Source organism: Paracoccus shandongensis, assembly GCF_017315735.1.
GTDB classification, from domain to species: domain Bacteria; phylum Pseudomonadota; class Alphaproteobacteria; order Rhodobacterales; family Rhodobacteraceae; genus Paracoccus; species Paracoccus shandongensis.
Window position 1 is genome coordinate 32,468 of sequence record NZ_JAFLRK010000007.1, and the last position, 18,169, is coordinate 50,636.

Genomic DNA, 18,169 nt, shown 5'->3' on the forward strand with positions numbered 1-18,169 from the left:
GAGGAGTTTCATGACGATCACCCGCCGCACCATCCTGCTGGGCGCCGCCGCCGGCGCCCTGGCCACGCCCTTCATCCGGGTCCGCCCGGCCATGGCCGCCGAATTCAGCTACAAGGTGGCGAACAACCAGCCGCTGGACCATCCCAGCAACGTCCGCCTGGCCGAGGCGCAGAAGGCCATCCTGGAAGCCACCGGCGGGCGCTTCGACCTGCAGATCTTTCCCTCGAACCAGCTGGGCGCGGATACCGACGTGCTGGGGCAGTTGCGCTCGGGCGGGGTGGAATTCTTCCAGCTTTCGCCGATCATCCTGTCCACGCTGGTCCCGAACGCCTCGATCAACGGCGTGGGCTTCGCCTTCCCCGATTACGACACCGTCTGGAAGGCCATGGATGGCGAACTGGGCGCCTATGAGCGCGGGCAGATCGAAGGCGCGGGCCTGGTGGTGATGGAGAAGATCTGGGACAACGGCTTCCGCCAGATCACCTCCTCCACCAAGCCGATCACGACGCCCGCCGACCTGGAAGGCTTCAAGATCCGCGTCCCCGTGTCGCCGCTCTGGACTTCGCTGTTCACCGCCTTCGGGTCCGCCCCCGCGTCGATCAACTTTGCCGAGGTCTATACCGCCCTTCAGACCGGCATCGTGGACGGGCAGGAAAACCCGCTGGCGATCATGAAGGTGGCCAAGCTGTGGGAGGTGCAGAAGTACTGTTCCATGACCAACCACATGTGGGACGGCTTCTGGATGCTGGGCAACCGCCGTGCCTGGGCCGCCCTGCCCGAGGATGTGCAGCAGGCCGTGGCCGACAACTTCAACGCCGCCGCCCTGAAGCAGCGCGAGGACATCGCCGCGATGAACGCGACCCTGCGCGGCGAACTGGAAGCGAACGGCTTTGTCTTCAACGACGCCGATCCAAAGGCGTTCGAGGACAAGCTGCGCGAGGCCGGTTTCTATGCCGAATGGAAAAAGACCTATGGCGACGAGGCCTGGGCCATCCTGGAAGCCGCCATCGGCAGGCAGCTTGCCTGATGCGTGACGCCGCCCCCCTGGACACCGGCGGCACGCAGGCGGTGGCGCGTGCGCTGTCGCTGTTGTCGCTGGTCGGGCGGGGCGGCGCGCACGGCATGGGGCTGGCGCAGCTTGCCGCCGCCTCAGGGCTGGCGCGGCCCACGGCGCGGCGGCTGCTGCTGGCGCTTAGCGCGGCGCGGATGGTGGAACAGGACCGGCAGACGCGGCGCTATCACCTGGGGCCGGAAACCTATCTGCTGGCGGGTTTTGCGGCGGAACGCCACGGCATCCTTCACCACGCGCGCGACGGCATGGTCCGGCTGGCGCGGGACACCGGCGACACGGTGCTGCTGACCGTGCCGCAGGACGACCATAGCCTGTGCCTGGACCGGATCGAGGGCGATTTCCCGGTCCGCACCCACGCCCTGATGCGCGGCGACCGCAAGCCCGCGGGCGTCGGCGCGGGGGCGCTGGCGATCCTGGCCGCCCTGCCCGAAACCGAGGCTAACGCGCTGCTGGCAAGGGTCGCGCCCCTGGTGGGCGATCTGATGCCTGGCCTGCTGGAGGATCTGGCGCAGGCCCGCGCGCAAGGCCATGCCCTGAACCCTGGCCGCGTCGTGGCGGGTTCCTGGGGCCTTGGGGTTGCGATACTCTGGCCCGACGGGCGGCCTGCGGGGGCACTCTCCATCGCCGCCATCGAGAACCGCATGACCCCCGCGCGGCAGGCCGATCTGGCCGCCGCGCTGCATCGCGAGGCGCAGGCGATCGCCGCCAGCCTTGCCAGCCTTGAAAGGAACACCGGATGACTGACCCCCTGATCGTCGGCTGGGCGCATACGAAATTCGGCAAGTCCGATTCGCCCGACACCATGGCCCTGATGGCCGAGGTCGCCCTGCCCGCCCTGGAACACGCGGGCCTGACGCCCGATGCCGTGGACGGCATCTTCACCGGCGTCTACAACAACGGCTTCCAGCGCCAGGATTTCCAGGGCGCGCTGGTCGCCATGGGCAGCCCCGAACTGGCGGGCGTGCCCTTCATGCGCACGGAAAATGCCTGCGCCACCGGATCGGCGGCGCTTTATGCGGCGGCGGATTTCATCGCATCCGGGCGCGGCAAGGTGGCCCTGGTGATCGGGGCCGAGAAGATGACCGCGATCCCCATCGCCGATGTGGGCGGCGTGCTGCTGTCGGCAAGCTACGTGGCCGAGGAGGGCGACACCCCCGGCGGTTTCGCGGGCGTCTTTGGCCGGATCACCGACAGCTATTTCCAGCAAAACGGCGACAGGTCCGAGGAACTGGCGATGATCGCCGCCAAGAACCACGATAACGGCACGCGCAACCCCTATGCCCACATGCAGAAGGCGTTCGATCTGGCCTTCTGCAACACGCCGTCCGACAAGAACCCGCTGGTCGCGGGGCCGCTGCGGCGCACCGATTGCTCGCTGGTGTCGGACGGCGCCGCCGCCATCGTGCTGGCCGCGCCCGAGGTGGCGGAAACCCTGGCCCGCGCCATCCGCTTCCGCGCCCGCGCGCAGGTGGGCGACATGCTGGCCCTGTCGCGCCGCGACCCCACCGAATTCGCGGGCGCGCACCGCGTCTGGCGCAAGGCGCTGGACCAGGCGGGGCTGGCGATCACCGACCTGTCGCTGGTGGAAACCCACGACTGCTTCACCACCGCCGAGATGATCGAATACGAGGCCATGGGCCTTGCCCCGCGCGGCCAGGGCTGGCGCGTGATCCGCGACGGGGTGACGCGCAGGGACGGCGCGCTGCCCGTGAACCCCTCGGGCGGGTTGAAGTCGCGCGGCCATCCCATCGGCGCGACCGGCGTGTCGCAGCACGTCATGGCGGCGATGCAGTTGACCGGGGATGCGGGCGCGATGCAGGTGCCGGGCGCGACCCTGGCGGGCGTCTTCAACATGGGCGGCACGGCGGTCGCCAACTACTGCTCGATCCTGGAACGAGAGAAATGACCGATCCCGTTGGCGGGCTGGCCCCGGTGTCCACCCGCGTGATGAACCTTGCGACCTTCCTGGCCCAGGCGGCGCGGCGCGACCCGGATGGCGTGGCCCTGGTCATGGGCGATGCCCGCTGGACCTGGGCGGAATGGAACGCCCGCACCGATGCCCTGGCCCATGCGCTGCAAACCCGGTTCGGGTTGCAGAAGGGCGACCGGGTGATGTGCCAGTCGCAGAACTGCATGGAGATGATGCAGGCGATGTTCGCCGTCTGGCGCGCGGGCGGGGTCTGGGTGCCCGCCAACTTCCGCCAGACGCCCGAGGAGGTGGCTTATCTGACCGAAGCCTCGGGTGCGACGCTGATGGTCTGCAACGCCAGCTTCCCCGACCACGCGGCGGCTTGCGGCGTGCCGACGCTGGCCTTCGGCGCGGCGGATTTCGGGCCGGACGTGGCCGCCATCACCGCCGACCACAGGGGGCAACGCCCGCAGGTGGCCCCGGTGGACCGCGACGATCCCTGCTGGTTCTTCTTCACCTCGGGCACCACGGGGCGGCCCAAGGCCTCCGTCCTGACGCACGGGCAGATGGCCTTCGTGGTGACGAACCACCTGGCCGACCTGATGCCGGGGCTGACCGGCAATGATGCCTCGCTGGTGGTGGCGCCGCTCTCGCATGGCGCGGGCGTCCATCAACTGACCCAGGTGGCGCGGGGGGTGAAGACGGTCCTGCTGCCCACGGAACGCTTCGATCCCGCGCAGGTCTGGGATCTGGTGCGGGACTGGCGCGTCTCGACCATGTTCACCGTGCCGACGATCCTGAAGCTGCTGGTGGAACATCCCTCGACCGCCACGGCCGATACGTCCTCGCTGCGCTATGTCATCTATGCAGGCGCGCCGATGTACCGGGTGGACCAGCAGAAGGCGCTGAACACGCTTGGCCCCGTGCTGGTGCAATACTTCGGCCTGGGCGAGGTGACCGGCAACATCACCGTCCTGCCCGCCCATCTGCACCAGGCCGAGGACGGCCCCACGGCCCGCATCGGCACCTGCGGCCATGCCCGCACGGGGATCGAGATCCAGATCCAGGACGACCAGGGCCGCGAAGTCGCGCCGGGCGAGACGGGCGAGATCTGCTGCATCGGCCCCGCCGTCTTCGCGGGCTATTACCGAAACCCCGAGGCCAACGCGAAATCCTTCCGCGACGGCTGGTTCCGCACGGGCGACCTGGGCCACATGGACGACGGGGGCTTCGTCTATATCACCGGGCGGCAGTCGGACATGTTCATTTCGGGCGGGTCCAACGTCTATCCGCGAGAGATCGAGGAGAAGATCCTCACCCACCCCGCCATTTCCGAGGTCGCGGTCCTGGGCGTCCCCGACCCCCTGTGGGGAGAGATCGGCTGGGCGGTCTGCGTGGCGAATGCGCCGGTGGCCGAGGAAGAGCTGGCCGCTTTCCTGGACGGGAAGCTGTCGCGCTACAAGATGCCGAAACGCTTCCTGTTCTGGGACGCCTTGCCCAAATCGGCCTATGGCAAGATCACCAAGAAGATGATCCGCGCCGAACTGGAAGCCCGCGGCATGATCGCATGAGGCAGCGGATGATCCATCCCGGCCCGCGCGCGGCGGAACGCGCGGTGGCGGTGCCTGCGTCCTTGCGGCGGATCTCGGGCGTGCTGCCCGCCGGGCGGACGGTGATGACGGCGGTGGCGCGGCTGTTCGCGGATGCGGGCTGCAAGGGCGGCGTGGTCTGGCTGGACGGCGTGACCTGCGATCCCCTGCGCTATGTCCTGCCCGCGCCCTCGACCGACGGCATCCATGCGGCCTGGTATTCCGAAACCCATGCGCCGGACGGGGCGGTCACGATCCAGCGCGCGACCGCCACGGTCGGCTGGAAGGACGGCGCGCCTTTCCTGCATTGCCACGGCACCTGGGGCGGGACCATGGGCCATCTGCTGCCGCTGGATTCCGTGCTGGCGGCGGACGCCCCCGTCCACGGCCTGGGCGCGCCGGACGCCTGGTTCGAGGCGCTGCCCGATACAGAGACCGCCTTCACCCTGTTCACCCCGCAGGGCACCGGCTCGGGCAGCGGCCTGCTGGCCCGCATCCGGCCCGGCGAGGATGTGGTCACGGCCATCGAAACGCTGGCCGCCCGCCACGGCATCGCCAACGCTCGCCTGCATGGCCTGGGCAGCATCGACCATGTGCGTTTCACCGACGGCACCCACATGGACTGCCACGCCACCGAATTGCGGCTGGACGGGGCCATGCTGGCCCAGGGCCGCGCCCAGGTCCCGATCGAGGTCGTGGACACCCAGGGCACCATCATGCGCGGCACGCTGGACCGCGGGGCAAACCCGGTCGGCGTGACGCTGGAACTGCTGATCGAAAGGACAGACCCATGACAGACGCCAAAGTCGCCATCGTGACCGGGGGCGCGCGGGGCATCGGCCTTGCCGCGACCGGGATCTTCCTGGAACAGGGCTGGCGCGTGGCCGTGGTGGACCGCGACACGGAAGAACTGCACCGCGCCTGCGACGCCATGGAAAACGTCCTGCCCGTCGAGGCCGACATCTCCGACCCCCAGGCCGTCGATGGCGTGATCCGGCAGGTCGTCGGTCAGTGGGGCCGCGTCGATGCCCTGGTCAACAACGCGGGCGTGGCGCTGTTTTCCCGCGCCCGCCAGACCAATTTCGAGCAATGGCGCGAGGTGATGGCCACCAACCTGGACGGCGTGTTCCTGTGCACCCAGGCGGCGATCCCGGAACTGGCCAAGACCCGGGGCGCCATCGTCAACATCGCCTCGATCTCGGGGCTCAGGGCGTCCACGCTGCGGGTGGCCTATGGCACCTCGAAGGCCGCCGTGATCCACCTGACCAAGCAATTCGCCGCGGAACTGGGCGAACAGGGCATCCGCGTCAACTGCGTGGCCCCCGGCCCGGTCAGGACCAAGCTGGCGATGGCCGTCCACGCCCCGGACATCATCAGCGCCTATTACGACGCGATCCCGCTGAACCGTTACGGCGAGGCGCGCGAGATCGCCGAGGCCATCGTCTTTTTGTGTTCCGACAAGGCCAGCTTCATCAGCGGCCAGACGCTGGCCGTGGACGGGGGTTTCGACGCGACGGGCGTGGGCCTGCCCGCCCTGCGGCGCGAGGACGGGACCGCGCGCAACGCCTAGGGCGCAGGCCGCGTCGTCCCGGCCATGGCCTCGATCATGGCCTGGCCCAGGGGGCCGGGCCTGCGATGCGCGGGCCAGGCCACGACCACGGTGCGGACCGGGTGGAACTGCATGTCCTCGCAGACAAGCGGCACGACCTCGCCCCGGGCGATTTCCGCTTCAAACGTGCGGCTGGCGGAAAAGCACCAGCCAAGGCCTGCCGCGACCATGGACTTGATCGACTCCACGTCGTTCACCGTCCAGACATCGGTGGAAAACAGCCGCCCCACCCGCTCCATGTCGATCTGCGGCGATCCGACGTAATAGATCTGCCGTTCCCGATCAAAGGCCCGCATCGCCAGCGGCTGCGGCAGGCGGGCCAGCCGGTGCCCTGCGGCGCAGACCGGACCCAGCGTCTCGGTCCCCAGGTGGCGGGCGGAAATGTCGGACGGGATCGCGGCGGCCAGCGTCAGGGCGAAGTCGAAGTTGCCGTCCCGCAGGTCGTCCCACAGCGTCGCCAGGGACGAGTTGAAGAACTGGAACCGCGCGTGCGGGTGATCGGCGGCAAAGGCCCGCAGCGCGGCATTCAGGTCGGCGCGCGGGAACAGCACGTCCACCAGCACGCGCAGGCGCGTTTCCTCGCCCTTTTCCAGCGAGGCGGCGTGGGTGGCGAAGCTGCGGGCGCGGTCCACGACGCTGCGCGCCTCGGCCAGAAGGACGCGGCCGCGCTCGGTCAGTTCGGCCCGGTTGGGGCCGCGTCCCAGCAGGGGGAAGCCGCATTGTTGCTCCAGCTGCGCCAGCGAATAGCTGACGGATGAAATGGGCCGCCGCAGTTCCCTGGCCGCAGCCGTCAGGCTGCCCGTGTCGGCGATGGCGCAAAAGGCGCGCAGGTGATCGACCAGGTTCGGGTGCATTTCAGGAATCCCGAAAGGGTTTTGCCATTCTTTTCGGTTTACCGAAAAACGCAACCGATGCTAGCCTTTCCTTGTCCAGGACCGGAGGAGGAGCCGGTCCGGGGCAGCGTTTCGGCAAGACTGTTTGGGAGGACAGGTCATGCACGGACTGAACGGGTCTTTCCCCGCATGAGCGGCGATCCCATGCTGGTCTGCGACGACATCACCCGCCGCTTCGGGGGCGTGGTCGCGCTGAAGAACGTGTCCATGGCCGTCGGGCGGGGCGAGATTTTCGGGCTGGTCGGGCCGAACGGGTCGGGCAAGACCACGCTGGTCAACGCCATCACCGGATTTTACCCCCCGCAGATCGGCCGCATCACGCTGGACGGGCGGCAGATCAGCGGGCTGAAGCCCTTCCGCATCGCGTCCATGGGCGTGGCGCGCACCTTCCAGAACGTCGCGCTGTTCCACGGCATGAGCGTGCTGGACAATATCCTGATGGGCCGGCACATCTTCATGAAGCCGAACCCCTTGGCGTCCTTCTTCTATCCCTGGTGGGCGCAAAAGGAGGAAGTCGCCCATCGCCGCCATGTCGAGGAGGTGATCGACCTTCTGCAACTGGCCCCCGCGCGCGACGAACATGTCGACGTGATCCCGCTTGGCCTGCAAAAGCGGGTCGAACTGGCCCGCGCGCTGTGCGCCGAACCCAAGCTGCTGGTCCTGGACGAGCCGATGGCGGGCATGAACCAGGAGGAAAAGGAATACATGGTCCGCTTCATCCTGGACGCGCAGGAGGCGTTGGGCCTGACGGTCCTGATCATCGAACATCACATGGATGTCGTGACCGCGCTGTGCGACCGGGTGCTGGTCCTGAACAACGGCCAGGAAATCGCCCAGGGCCCCGCGCGCGAGGCCATCGCCGATCCGCGCGTGGTCGAGGCCTATATCGGGAAGCCCCGCCATGCAGCATGACCCCGCGATGATGGCCCAGGCCAGGGCCCTGCACCCGAACTGGCGCGACGAGGACACCATCCTGGCCCGCCTGGCGCAGAACGCGGCCGAGGTTCCGAACCAGGTCGCCCTGCGCGAACGCGACCACGGCATCTGGCAGGAATACACCTGGGCCGATTACCTGCGCGCCGTGGTGGAATTCGCGGCGGGCCTTGAAGCGCGCGGCGTGAAGCCCGGCGATGTGGTCATGGTGATCGGCGACAACCGCCCGAACCTGTATTTCGCCATGCTGGGCGCGGCCTGCCTGCGCGCGATCCCGTCCCCCGCCTATGCCGATGCCCCGACCGAGGAACTGGCCGCGCAGATGGAGCGCGAGGATATCCGCGTCGCCGTGGCCGAGGACCAGGAACAGGTGGACAAGATGCTGGAGGCCCGGGGCCGCTGGCAGCATCTGAGCCTGGTGATCTATGACGACCCGCGCGGGCTGGCGGGGCGCGAACCGCCGGGCGTGGCGGGCTTTGACGCGATCCGGGCCGAAGGTGCGGCGCGGCTGAAGGCCGAACCCGGTCTGGCGCAGGCGCTGATCCAGCGGTCCACCATTCACGACATCGTGGTGCTGATGCATTCCTCGGGCACGACCGGCGCGCCCAAGGGTATCCCCCTGAAGCACGGCCATGTCCTGTCGGGCGTCAGGAACGCCGCCGCCGCCGGATATTTCCAGGCGGGAGAGGTCCACATGGCCTATCTGCCGATGGCTTGGGTGGGCGATTTCATCTTCTCGGTCGGCGCGGCGATGGAGCTGCGCTTCACCGTCAACATCCCCGAGGCGAGCGAGACCGCGCTGCACGACCTGCGGGAAATGGCGCCGACGCTCTATTTCGCATCCCCCCGCGCCTGGTCGGCCATGCTGACCCGCGTGCAGGTGGGCATCGCGGAAACCACCGGGATCAAGCGGCGGCTTTACGATTACTTCATGCCCCGCGCGATGGCGGCCGAACGCGCGCGCCTGGACGGCAAGCCCGTGGGCGGCGGGTTGACGCGGTTCCTGGGCGAATGGCTGATCTATGGCCCGATCCGCGACCAGCTTGGCCTGGCCCGCGTGAAGCGCGCCTATACCGCCGGAGAGGCCATCGGCGAGGATGTGTTCCTGTGGTTCCGCGCCATCGGGTTGAACCTGCGCCAGTTCTATGGCCAGACGGAAAACTGCGCCCTGGCCGTGGCCCAGAAGCCCGAGGACATCTCGCTGACCACCGTGGGCCGCCCCTTCCCCGGCGTGGAAATGAAGATCGACGAGGGGGGCGAGATCCTGCTGCGCGGCGACAATATCTTCGACGGTTATTTCCAGAACCCCAAGGCCAGCGCCGAGGCCTTGCAGGACGGCTGGCTGCACACGGGCGACGCGGGCCAGATCGAACCCGACGGGCAGTTGGTCGTGCTGGGCCGCGTGTCCGAGGTGGTGGAAAAGCGCGACGGCACCCGCTTCATCGCCACCTATATCGAGAACCGGCTGAAGTTCAGCCCCTACATCAAGGACGCCGCCGTGATCGGCCAGGGCCGCGACATGCTGGTGGCGATCGTCTGCATCGACTTCCAGGCGGTCGGCCAATGGGCGCAGGAACATGGGGTGCCCTATACGTCCTATGCGGAACTCTCGCAGGCCAGCCGCATCTATGACCTGATTTCCGGCGAAATCGCGGCGGTGAACGCGCATCTGCCGCATGGGCTGTCCATCGACCGCTTCGTGAACCTGCACAAGGAATTCGACCCCGACGACGGGGAGGTCACGCGCACCCGCAAGCTCAAGCGCAACGTGATCGACGACCGATACGGCCCCATCATCGAGGCGCTGAACGCGGGCGCGGGCCAGATCGACTTCAAGGCGCGGATCACCTATGAAAACGGCCAGACCGGGTCGCTGGACCGGGTTCTGCGGCTGTCCGACGTGAAGGGGGCCGGCTGAATGGCGTATTTCATCGAACTGCTGATTTCGGGCGCGCTGACCGGGCTGATGTATTCGCTGGTGGCCCTGGGCTTCGTGCTGATCTACAAGTCGGCGGGCGTGCCGAACCTGGCGCAGGGCGCGCTGGTGATGACCGCCGGTTACGCCGTCTGGATGGTCATGGCCTGGGGCCTCAATGTCTGGATCGCCATTCCCATCGCCGCCGCGATCATGTTCGGCTTCGGCCTGGTCGTGGAACGGCTGCTGCTGCGCCGCATGGTCGGCCAGCCGGTGATCATGGTCGTCATGCTGACCCTGGGGCTGGAGATCCTGCTGCGCGGGCTTGTCCCGGGCGTGCTGGGATCGACGCCGAAGCCCATCGACCTGGGGATCGACTTCGCGCCCATCATCATCGGCGACGTGTTCATCAACCGCACGGCGCTTTACGGCGGCATCGTCGCGCTGGCTCTGGTCGGCGCATCGCTGCTGTTCTTCCGCACAAGGCTGGGAACCAAGCTGCGCGCGGTATCAGACGACCATGTGTCAAGCTGGGCGGTGGGCATTTCCGTGGAACGCGCCATCGGGATTTCCTGGGGCCTCGCGGGCATCGCCGCCGTGGTGGCGGGGGCGCTGTGGGGATCGTCGCAGGGCGTGGACTGGACGCTGTCCGCGCTGCTGTTCCCGGCGGTCGCCGTGGTGATCCTGGGCGGCGTCGATTCCGTGCCGGGCGTCCTGGTGGGCGGCATCCTGGTGGGCGTCCTGGGCACGGTGATCCCCGGATACCTGGACAGCATCGCGGGCGGATCGACGCGCGACGTGGTCACGTCCCTGATCATCCTGCTGACCATCATGGTCCGCCCCTTCGGCATATTCGGCCGCGAAGACATCGAGAGGATCTGACGCCATGTTCTATCGCCTCTCGGGCACCTATCACACCAGCTACGCGGCCGACCGCAAGCTGTGGAAGATCCCCACGGACCGCTGGCTGGTTATCGCCCTGCTGGTCCTTGCGCTGCTGGCGCCGCTCTATGTCTCGCCGCTGTATCTGGGCAGCTATGTCCTGCCCTGGGTGATCTGGTCGGCGGCGGCGCTGTCGCTGACGCTGCTGATGGGACTGGCGGGACAGCTGCATTTCGGCTTTGCCGCCGTGATGGCGATCGGGGCCTATGCGTCCATCCACCTGGTCCGGGCGGGCGTGCCCTTTGAACTGTCGCTGCTGCTGTCCGGCCTGATCTCGGCGGTGATCGGCGCGGTCTTCGGGGGCGCGGCGCTGCGGGTGAAGGGGCTTTACCTGGTCATGGCCACGCTGGCGATGCAGTATCTGGTCGATTGGGTGGTGGTGAACGTCCCCGCCATTTCCGGCGGCGCGCACGCCACGCTGCGCACCCCTGCGGTCAGCTTCCTGTTCCTGCCGGTCGAAAGCCTCGCCGCGCGCTACTGGCTGGCGCTGGCCTGGGCGGTGCTGCTGACGGTGTTCTTCATGAACGTCAAGCGCACCTCGTTCGGGCGCGCCCTGGTGGCGATCCGCGACAAGGACTTCGCCGCCGCCGTGATCGGGGTGGACCCGTTCAAGACCAAGCTGATGGCCTTCTTCACGTCATCGTTCATGGGCGGGGTGACGGGCGCGATCCTGGCCTTCTGCTTTTATCGCGCGGTGACGCCGGAACAGTTCGGCTTCAACGTGTCCATCCAGCTTGTCGCCATGGTGCTGGTGGGGGGCCTTGGATCGGTGATCGGATCCTGGCTGGGCGCGGGCTTCGTGCTGCTGGCGCCGATTTTCCTGACGAACCTCGTGTCCAGCCTGGCCGCATCCGGCTGGGTGCCGGTCAGCCAGAATTTTCTCTCGCACCTGCCCTTGATGATCTACGGCGCGATGATCATCGGCTTTCTGCTGCTGGAGCCGCTGGGCCTGGCCAAGATTTACGACAACATCCGCAAGTATTTCCTGGTCTGGCCGTTCCGCCACGCCAGAAGCTGAAACCCCTGGGGAGGGGGAAATGATGGGAGGAAAACACATGACCTTTCTGCGCAAGCTGGCGCTGACGACCGCCCTGGTGGCCGGGCTGTCCGCGCCCGTCGCGGCCGAGGATGTCAAGTTCGGGCTGCTTCAGGACTTCACGGCGGTTTATACCTTCGTGACCGGGCAGTATAACCAGGGCCAGCAGGACTATCTGGCGCTGGCGAATGCCGAAGGCGTCCTGGGCCAGGGCAATTCCGTCACCGCCATCGTTCGCGACACCGGCAACCAGCCCCAGCGGGGGATCGAGGCTTATAACCGCGCCAAGGAGGAAGGTGCGGTTCTGTTCGACTTCCTGTCCACGCCGGTTTCCGCCGCGATCCTGGACCAGGCGCAGGCCGACAAGAACGTGGTCATCACCCCCGCCCACGGGCGCGGCGACGCCTCCGACGGAACGGTCTTTCCCTATGTCTTCCCGATGATGCCGACCTATTGGGCGCAGGCCGCCGCCCTGATCGAGCACATGAAGAACAACGGCGGGCTGGAAGGCAAGAAGATCGCCATCGTCCATATCGACAGCCCCTTCGGCCGCGAACCCGGCCCGATCCTTGAAGCCCTGTCCGAACAGGAGAAGTTCGAGTTCCAGGCCTTCCCCTATGCCAGCCCCGGCAACGAACAGTCCGCCGCCTGGTCCGAGGTGCGGCGTTACCGCCCCGACTACGTCCTGATCTGGGGCGCGGGCGGCGGGCAGGCCGTGTCGGTCAAGACCGCCATCCAGAACGGCATCCGCCCCGAACAGATCCATTCGGTGATCTGGCTGGCCGAAACCGACGCCGCGAACGTCGGCCCCGCCATGAAGGGTGTCAAACGCTTCGAGGCGACGGCATCGGGCACCGACCATCCGATCATCCAGCGCATCCAGGAAAAGGTGATCGACGCGGGCAAGGGCTCGGGCGAGGCGGCCAATGTCGGCACCAGCTATTACAACCTGGGCGTGGCGACCATGGCCGTCGCGGTCGAGGCCGCGCGCCTTGGCCTGGAAGGCGGCCAGCCGCTGACCGGCGAAGGCCTGAAGGCAGGCTTCGAGAAGATCGCGGGCTTTGATGCCGAGGGGCTGATGCCCGCCGTCACCTATACCGCCGAGGACCACCAGGGCGGCGGCGCGGGCCGGGTGTCGGAATGGGACGGCGAAAAGTGGGTGCCGGTTTCCGACTGGCACGCCGCCTATCCCGACCTGATCCGCCAGGTGATCGAGGAATCGGCCGCCAAATACGCAGCCGAGCATTGACGCCATGCCCGCGCTTGTTCTGGAAAACGTCGAGGTCATCTATGACAAGGTCTTCCTGGCCATCAAGGGCGTCTCGCTTGAGGTGGGGGAGGGCGAGATGGTCGCCCTGCTGGGATCGAACGGCGCGGGCAAATCCACGACGCTGAAATCCATCTCGGGGCTTCTGGGCCCCGAGCGCGGGCTGGTCACGCGCGGGGAAATCCGCTTTGGCGACCGATCCATCCTGAACCTGGGGGCGCCCGAACGGGTGGCGGGGGGCCTGGTGCATGTGCTGGAAGGCCGGCGCATCTTCGGCCACCTGACGCCGGACGAAAACCTTGTGGCCGCCTATCGCGGGCGCAGCGTCAGCCGGTTCAACGAACTCCGCGACCAGGTCTATGCCTATTTCCCGCGCCTCAAGGAACGCATCAAGTCCAAGGCTGGATACCTGTCGGGGGGCGAACAGCAGATGCTGGCCATCGGCCGGGCGCTGATGACCGAACCCAAGCTGATCATGCTGGACGAACCCTCGCTGGGCCTGTCGCCGCTGCTGGTGCAGGAAATCTTCGGCATCATCGGCGAGATCAACGCCCGCGAAGGGCTGTCGGTGCTGCTGGTCGAACAGAACGCGGCGGCCACGCTGGACATCGTCAGCCGCGCCTATCTGATCGAACAGGGACAGGTCGTCATGTCGGGCGCGGCCGAGGTGCTGAAGTCGAATCCCGACGTGCAGGACTTCTATCTGGGCGGGGCGGAACACACCGATTACCGCAACGTCAAACACTATCGCCGGCGCAAGCGCTGGCTGGCCTGAGGAAAGCCCGATGATTGCCGATCTTCCCGACGCGGGCGGCCCGCTGGCCCGCCTGAACGCGCAACTGGCGCGGATGCGCGAAACGCAAGGCCGCTGGGCCGACCTGCCCGCGACACCGCTGGACAGCCTGGCCGACCTGGCGCGCCTGCCGGTGCTGCGCAAGTCGGATCTGGTGGACCTGCAGGCCGCGCAGCCGCCCTTCGGCGGGCTGACGGGCGGGCCGGTCGCGGGGCTGCGCCGCCTGTTCGTGTCGCCCGGCCCGATCTTCGACCCCGAGGGGCGCGGGCCGAACTGGTGGGGATCGGCCGCGGCCCTGTCGGCGGCGGGGGTGCAGGCGGGGGACGTGATCCTGAACACCTTTTCCTATCACCTGACCCCAGCCGCCTTCATCTTCGAGGCGGGGGCCGAGGCGCTTCGCTGCCCCGTCATTCCCGCCGGTCCCGGCAACACCGCCGACCAGCTTGTGGCGATCCGGCAGTATCGCCCGCGCGTCTATGTGGGCGTGCCGGATTTCCTCAAGATCATCCTGGACAAGGCCGACGAGGCGGGCGTGGACCGTTCCTGCCTGGAAATCGGCATGGTCACGGGCGCGGCCCTGCCCGACAGCTTGCGGGCGGAACTGTCGGGGCGCGGGGTCGCGGTCAGCCAATGCTACGGCACCGCCGACCTGGGGATCGTGGCATACGAGGATGGCGGGCCTGGCATGGTGCTGAACGGCGGCGCGATCGTCGAAATCGTGCGCCCCGGCACCGGCGATCCCGTCCCCGACGGCGAGGTGGGCGAGATCGTGGTCACCCGGCTGGACGCCGACTATCCCCTGCTGCGCTTCGCCACGGGCGACATGTCGGCGGTCATTCCCGGCGCCACCGGCGCGCGCCGCATCAAGGGCTGGATGGGCCGCGCGGACCAGGCCGCCAAGGTCAAGGGCATGTTCGTGCGCCCCGAGCAGATCGCCGCCCTGGGCCGCGCGGTTCCCGGCTGCCGCCGCCTGCGGCTGGAAATCAGCCGGGCGGGCGAACAGGACCGGATGCACCTGCTGGCCGAACACCCCGACAGCAATGCCGCCGCCGCCCTGGCCGACAAGCTGGCGGAAATCACCCGCCTGAAAGGCTCGGTCGAGGTGGTGGCCCCGGGCAGCCTGCCCAACGACGGCCGCGTCATCGCGGACCTGCGCTGATCATTCCACCGCCGGGGCGCCGTCGGACAGCCGCGCCCGGTCCAGCACGCGCACGGCGTTGCGCCCCAGTTCGATGATGCCCTTGTCGCGCAATTCGCCCAGCATCCTGTTCACCGTCTGGCGCGAACAGCCGATCACCACGCCCAGCTGCGACTGGCTGATGCGCACGGCATTGTCCGTGTCGCTGGTCAGCTGGCGCAGATACAGCCGGATCCGCTGGTCGGCGCTGTAGTAATGATCCGCCGTGCGGTTGCGGTTTTCCCGCATCAGCCGGTCATGCAGGATCGTGCACAGGTTCGGGATCAGGATATGCGACGGCACATGGGCGTAAAGCGCCTTGGCCGGGCAGAACAGCACGGTCGTGTCGGGCAGCGTCAGGCAACTGCAGGCGCAGGGGCGTCCAGACAGGGCCTCGACCTCGCCCAGCATCTCGCCGGGGCGGGCCATGTGGACGATCACCTGGTTGCCGGACGCGTCGACATAGCCCACCTCGACCCGGCCCGAGGCGATGAAATAGCTGCCGGTCGTGGGCTCGCCCTGGCGCAGGATATAGGTGGGGGCCTTCAGGCTGCGCAGCGTGCAGGATGCCAGCAGCGCGTGTTTCTGATCCCGCGACAAGCCCGACATGATCGGCGAGTCGAACAGCGGGGCGTAATCCGAAGGGTCGATCATCGTGGAATCGGTCCATCCACAGCCAGCATGACCGCAGTAAACCAGGAAATGACATGGAATAAACAGGCAAAATGGCTATCCCGGGCCCGGCAAGGGCCTGCATCGAGGATGCATCGGGATAGCCTGAACTCGTACCTAACCCAGGTTTTTTACGCACCACGACTGCGCCCCTTGCTGATAGACCCTTCATGGCAGCGGAAGTGTCAAGCAGGCGACATTTCGCCGCGGAAAAACCCGGAAGTTTTTCATTGAACGGTCAAACGGCAATTAAAGAACCAGGATCGCTCTGAAATCATTCACATTCGTCAACGTGGGCCCTGTGACCACCTGGGCGGAAATCCGCCCAAACAGGGCATGGGCGTCGTTGCAGGCCAGGGCCCGGGCGGCATCCGTGGGGGTGGCGCGGGCCAGCGTGCCGGGACCGATCATCGCCCCCGCGACAGGGGCCGCCCCGTCGATGCCGTCGGTGTCGCAGGCCAGCGCGTGGATGCCCGCAGCGCCATTCAGCGCCAGGGCCAGCGCCAGGCAGTATTCCGCATTCGGCCCGCCGATCCCGTTCCCCCGGCGCGTCACGGTCAGCTCGCCCCCCGAAAGAATCAGCAGCGGCGGATCGCCGGGGCGGCGGGCGGCCTGCCGCGCCAGGGCCAGCCGGGCGTGGTCGGCTGCGACCTCGCGCGCCTCGCCTTCCAGGGAATCGCCCAGGGTCTCGACGGTGCAGCCCGCCGCGCGGGCCAGTTCGGCGGCGGCGGCCAGCGATTGCGCGGGGGCGGCGATGACGCGGTTCCCGACCCGCAGTAGGCGCGGATCGCTGGGCGGGACCACGCGGCTTGCCCCTTGCAGGGCGCGGGTCACGCTGGCGGGAACCGGGATTGACCAGCGGTCCAGAACCGCCAGCGCGTCGGCGGGGGTGGAGGCGTCGCCCACCGTCGGCCCGGATCCGATAAAGGCCGGATCGTCCCCCGGCACGTCGGAAATCATCAGGGACAGCATCCGCGCGGGCCAGGCCGCCGCCGCCAGTTGCCCGCCCTTCACGCGGGACAGGTGCTTGCGCACCGTGTTCATCTGTCCGATCGGCGCGCCCGAGGCCAAAAGCGCCGCATTCACCGCCTGCTTTTCCGCCAGCGTCACCCCCGGCACCGGCGCGCAGAGAAGCGCCGATGCCCCGCCCGAGATCAGCGCCAGCACGAAATCCTTATCCGTCAGGCCCTCCAGCAGGGACAGCATCCGCCCTGTCGCCTCGGCGCCTGCGGTGTCGGGCACGGGATGGGCGGCCTCGACGATCTGAACCCCCCGGCAGGGGCGGGCATGGCCATAGCGGGTGATGACCAGCCCGTCGCAGGGGTCCCAGGCGGCCTCGGCCGCCTCGGCCATCCGCGCGCTGGCCTTGCCCGCGCCGATCACCAGCACCCGGCCCGAAGGCTTTGGCGGCAGATGCGCGGCCAGCATCCGCATCGGGTCGGCGGCCCCGACCGCGCGGTCGAACAGGGCGCGCAGGAAGGCGGCGGGATCGGTCACGGGGTTCACCGCCGCTGCCCCAGGCCGCCGCCCGACTGGCGGCGGCGGGCGGTCTCGTGATGGGCCTCGGCCCGGGCCAGATCCTGCGCGGCTTGGCGGACATAGGCCAGATGCGCATGGGCCGCAGTCCGGGCAGCATCCGCATCGCCGGACAGGATCGCCCCCCCGATGGCCCGGTGCTGGTCGCGCAGACGGTCGCGGACCTGGGGCCGCGTGAACATGCGCCCCCGATTGGCCGCCACGTTGCTGCGCAGGTTGGCCGACAGCGCGCGCATGATCTGCAACAGCACAAGGTTGTGGCTGGCCTCGTAGATGGCCTGGTGCAGGGCGGCGTCGGCCAGGGCTTCGTCATCGGGGTTGGCGGCGGCGTGCGCGGCCTCGATCGCGTCCAGGGCGGCGCGGATGCGGTCGCGGTCCAGGGACGTGGCGCGGGCGGCGGCCAGGGCGGCGGCATGGCTTTCCACCACGTCGCGGAAATCCAGGTAATCGTCCTCGACCTCGGGGCGTTCAGCCAGCAGCGCCAGCAGCGGATCGGTGATCGCCGCCCGGCCCAGGGCCGCCACGCGCAAGCCCCGCCCCTTTTCTCCCACCAGCAGCCCGCGATCCTGCAACAGCCTCAAGCCGTCGCGCAGCGTGGGGCGCGAAACGTTCAGCCGCGCCGCGAGATCCCGTTCGGGCAGCAGCCCTTCGCCGGGGGCCAGCGCGCCTTCCAGGATCAGCGTCTCGACATGGCGGGCCACGGCCTCGGCCGCGCGTTCGGGGCGGATGGAAAAGTCGGTCATGGCAAGGCCCTTGTGCTTGCGCCCATCTCATCGCAATTGACAGGCTTGGTCAATTTATTTTACCAAACCCCGAACAGGGAGGC

At 68.3% G+C, this 18,169-nt stretch carries 17 protein-coding genes; 13 read left to right on the plus strand and 4 right to left on the minus strand.

Annotated features, from left to right (window positions below; all coding sequences use genetic code 11):
- Window positions 1-10: 10 nt before the first annotated feature.
- The 6 genes from JX613_RS07030 to JX613_RS07055 are packed head-to-tail and all read left to right on the plus strand — an operon-like array spanning window position 11 to window position 6,140.
- On the plus strand, window positions 11-1,027 hold the full coding sequence (locus tag JX613_RS07030) for a TRAP transporter substrate-binding protein (RefSeq protein WP_207100749.1): 1,017 nt from the start codon (window positions 11-13) through the stop codon (window positions 1,025-1,027).
- On the plus strand, window positions 1,027-1,812 hold the full coding sequence (locus tag JX613_RS07035; protein ID WP_207100750.1) for an IclR family transcriptional regulator: 786 nt from the start codon (window positions 1,027-1,029) through the stop codon (window positions 1,810-1,812). The genes JX613_RS07030 and JX613_RS07035 overlap by 1 nt, the downstream gene beginning before the upstream one ends.
- Complete coding sequence (locus JX613_RS07040; RefSeq protein ID WP_207100751.1) at window positions 1,809-2,978, plus strand: acetyl-CoA acetyltransferase; 1,170 nt, start codon at window positions 1,809-1,811, stop codon at window positions 2,976-2,978. The genes JX613_RS07035 and JX613_RS07040 overlap by 4 nt, the downstream gene beginning before the upstream one ends.
- Entirely contained in the window at window positions 2,975-4,552 is a 1,578-nt protein-coding gene (locus JX613_RS07045; RefSeq protein ID WP_207100752.1) for an acyl-CoA synthetase, read from the plus strand. The genes JX613_RS07040 and JX613_RS07045 overlap by 4 nt, the downstream gene beginning before the upstream one ends.
- Window positions 4,553-4,560: 8 nt before the next feature.
- The gene (locus JX613_RS07050) at window positions 4,561-5,364 is read left to right on the plus strand and encodes a PCC domain-containing protein (RefSeq protein ID WP_207100753.1); all 804 of its coding nucleotides are present in this window, start codon (window positions 4,561-4,563) and stop codon (window positions 5,362-5,364) included.
- Entirely contained in the window at window positions 5,361-6,140 is a 780-nt protein-coding gene (locus tag JX613_RS07055) for an SDR family NAD(P)-dependent oxidoreductase (protein WP_207100754.1), read from the plus strand. Before JX613_RS07050 ends, JX613_RS07055 begins: the two co-directional genes overlap by 4 nt.
- Here the strand turns inward: JX613_RS07055 and JX613_RS07060 are convergent.
- Entirely contained in the window at window positions 6,137-7,033 is an 897-nt protein-coding gene (locus JX613_RS07060) for a LysR family transcriptional regulator (protein WP_207100755.1), read from the minus strand. The two genes, JX613_RS07055 and JX613_RS07060, sit on opposite strands and share 4 nt — an antisense overlap.
- A 168-nt stretch (window positions 7,034-7,201) precedes the next feature.
- Between JX613_RS07060 and JX613_RS07065 the strand changes: the two genes are divergently transcribed.
- From JX613_RS07065 to JX613_RS07095, 7 genes are read left to right on the plus strand one after another with little or no spacing between them, the layout of a single operon-like run.
- The gene (locus tag JX613_RS07065; RefSeq protein WP_207100756.1) at window positions 7,202-7,984 is read left to right on the plus strand and encodes an ABC transporter ATP-binding protein; all 783 of its coding nucleotides are present in this window, start codon (window positions 7,202-7,204) and stop codon (window positions 7,982-7,984) included.
- On the plus strand, window positions 7,974-9,923 hold the full coding sequence (locus tag JX613_RS07070; protein WP_237168415.1) for an AMP-dependent synthetase/ligase: 1,950 nt from the start codon (window positions 7,974-7,976) through the stop codon (window positions 9,921-9,923). Before JX613_RS07065 ends, JX613_RS07070 begins: the two co-directional genes overlap by 11 nt.
- Window positions 9,924-10,802, plus strand: a complete 879-nt coding sequence (locus JX613_RS07075) for a branched-chain amino acid ABC transporter permease (RefSeq protein WP_207100757.1) — start codon at window positions 9,924-9,926, stop codon at window positions 10,800-10,802.
- 4 nt (window positions 10,803-10,806) lie between these two features.
- Window positions 10,807-11,880 (plus strand): branched-chain amino acid ABC transporter permease, encoded by a 1,074-nt coding sequence (locus tag JX613_RS07080; RefSeq protein WP_207100758.1) that lies wholly within the window; start codon window positions 10,807-10,809, stop codon window positions 11,878-11,880.
- A gap of 37 nt (window positions 11,881-11,917) precedes the next feature.
- Window positions 11,918-13,147, plus strand: coding sequence for an ABC transporter substrate-binding protein (locus tag JX613_RS07085; RefSeq protein ID WP_207100759.1), 1,230 nt, complete (start codon window positions 11,918-11,920; stop codon window positions 13,145-13,147).
- A 4-nt stretch (window positions 13,148-13,151) separates the two neighbouring features.
- A complete protein-coding gene (locus JX613_RS07090; RefSeq protein ID WP_207100760.1) occupies window positions 13,152-13,940 on the plus strand; it encodes an ABC transporter ATP-binding protein in 789 nt (262 codons plus the stop codon).
- 10 nt (window positions 13,941-13,950) lie between these two features.
- Window positions 13,951-15,117 (plus strand): phenylacetate--CoA ligase family protein, encoded by a 1,167-nt coding sequence (locus tag JX613_RS07095; RefSeq protein WP_207100761.1) that lies wholly within the window; start codon window positions 13,951-13,953, stop codon window positions 15,115-15,117.
- Here the strand turns inward: JX613_RS07095 and JX613_RS07100 are convergent, their stop codons facing one another.
- From JX613_RS07100 to JX613_RS07110, 3 genes are all read right to left on the minus strand, one after another.
- On the minus strand, window positions 15,118-15,789 hold the full coding sequence (locus JX613_RS07100) for a Crp/Fnr family transcriptional regulator (RefSeq protein WP_207100762.1): 672 nt from the start codon (window positions 15,787-15,789) through the stop codon (window positions 15,118-15,120).
- Window positions 15,790-16,056: 267 nt separating this feature from the next.
- Window positions 16,057-17,304, minus strand: coding sequence for a glycerate kinase type-2 family protein (locus JX613_RS07105; protein ID WP_207100763.1), 1,248 nt, complete (start codon window positions 17,302-17,304; stop codon window positions 16,057-16,059).
- Between the two features lie 5 nt (window positions 17,305-17,309).
- Entirely contained in the window at window positions 17,310-18,086 is a 777-nt protein-coding gene (locus tag JX613_RS07110; protein ID WP_207100764.1) for an FCD domain-containing protein, read from the minus strand.
- Window positions 18,087-18,169 lie beyond the last annotated feature (83 nt).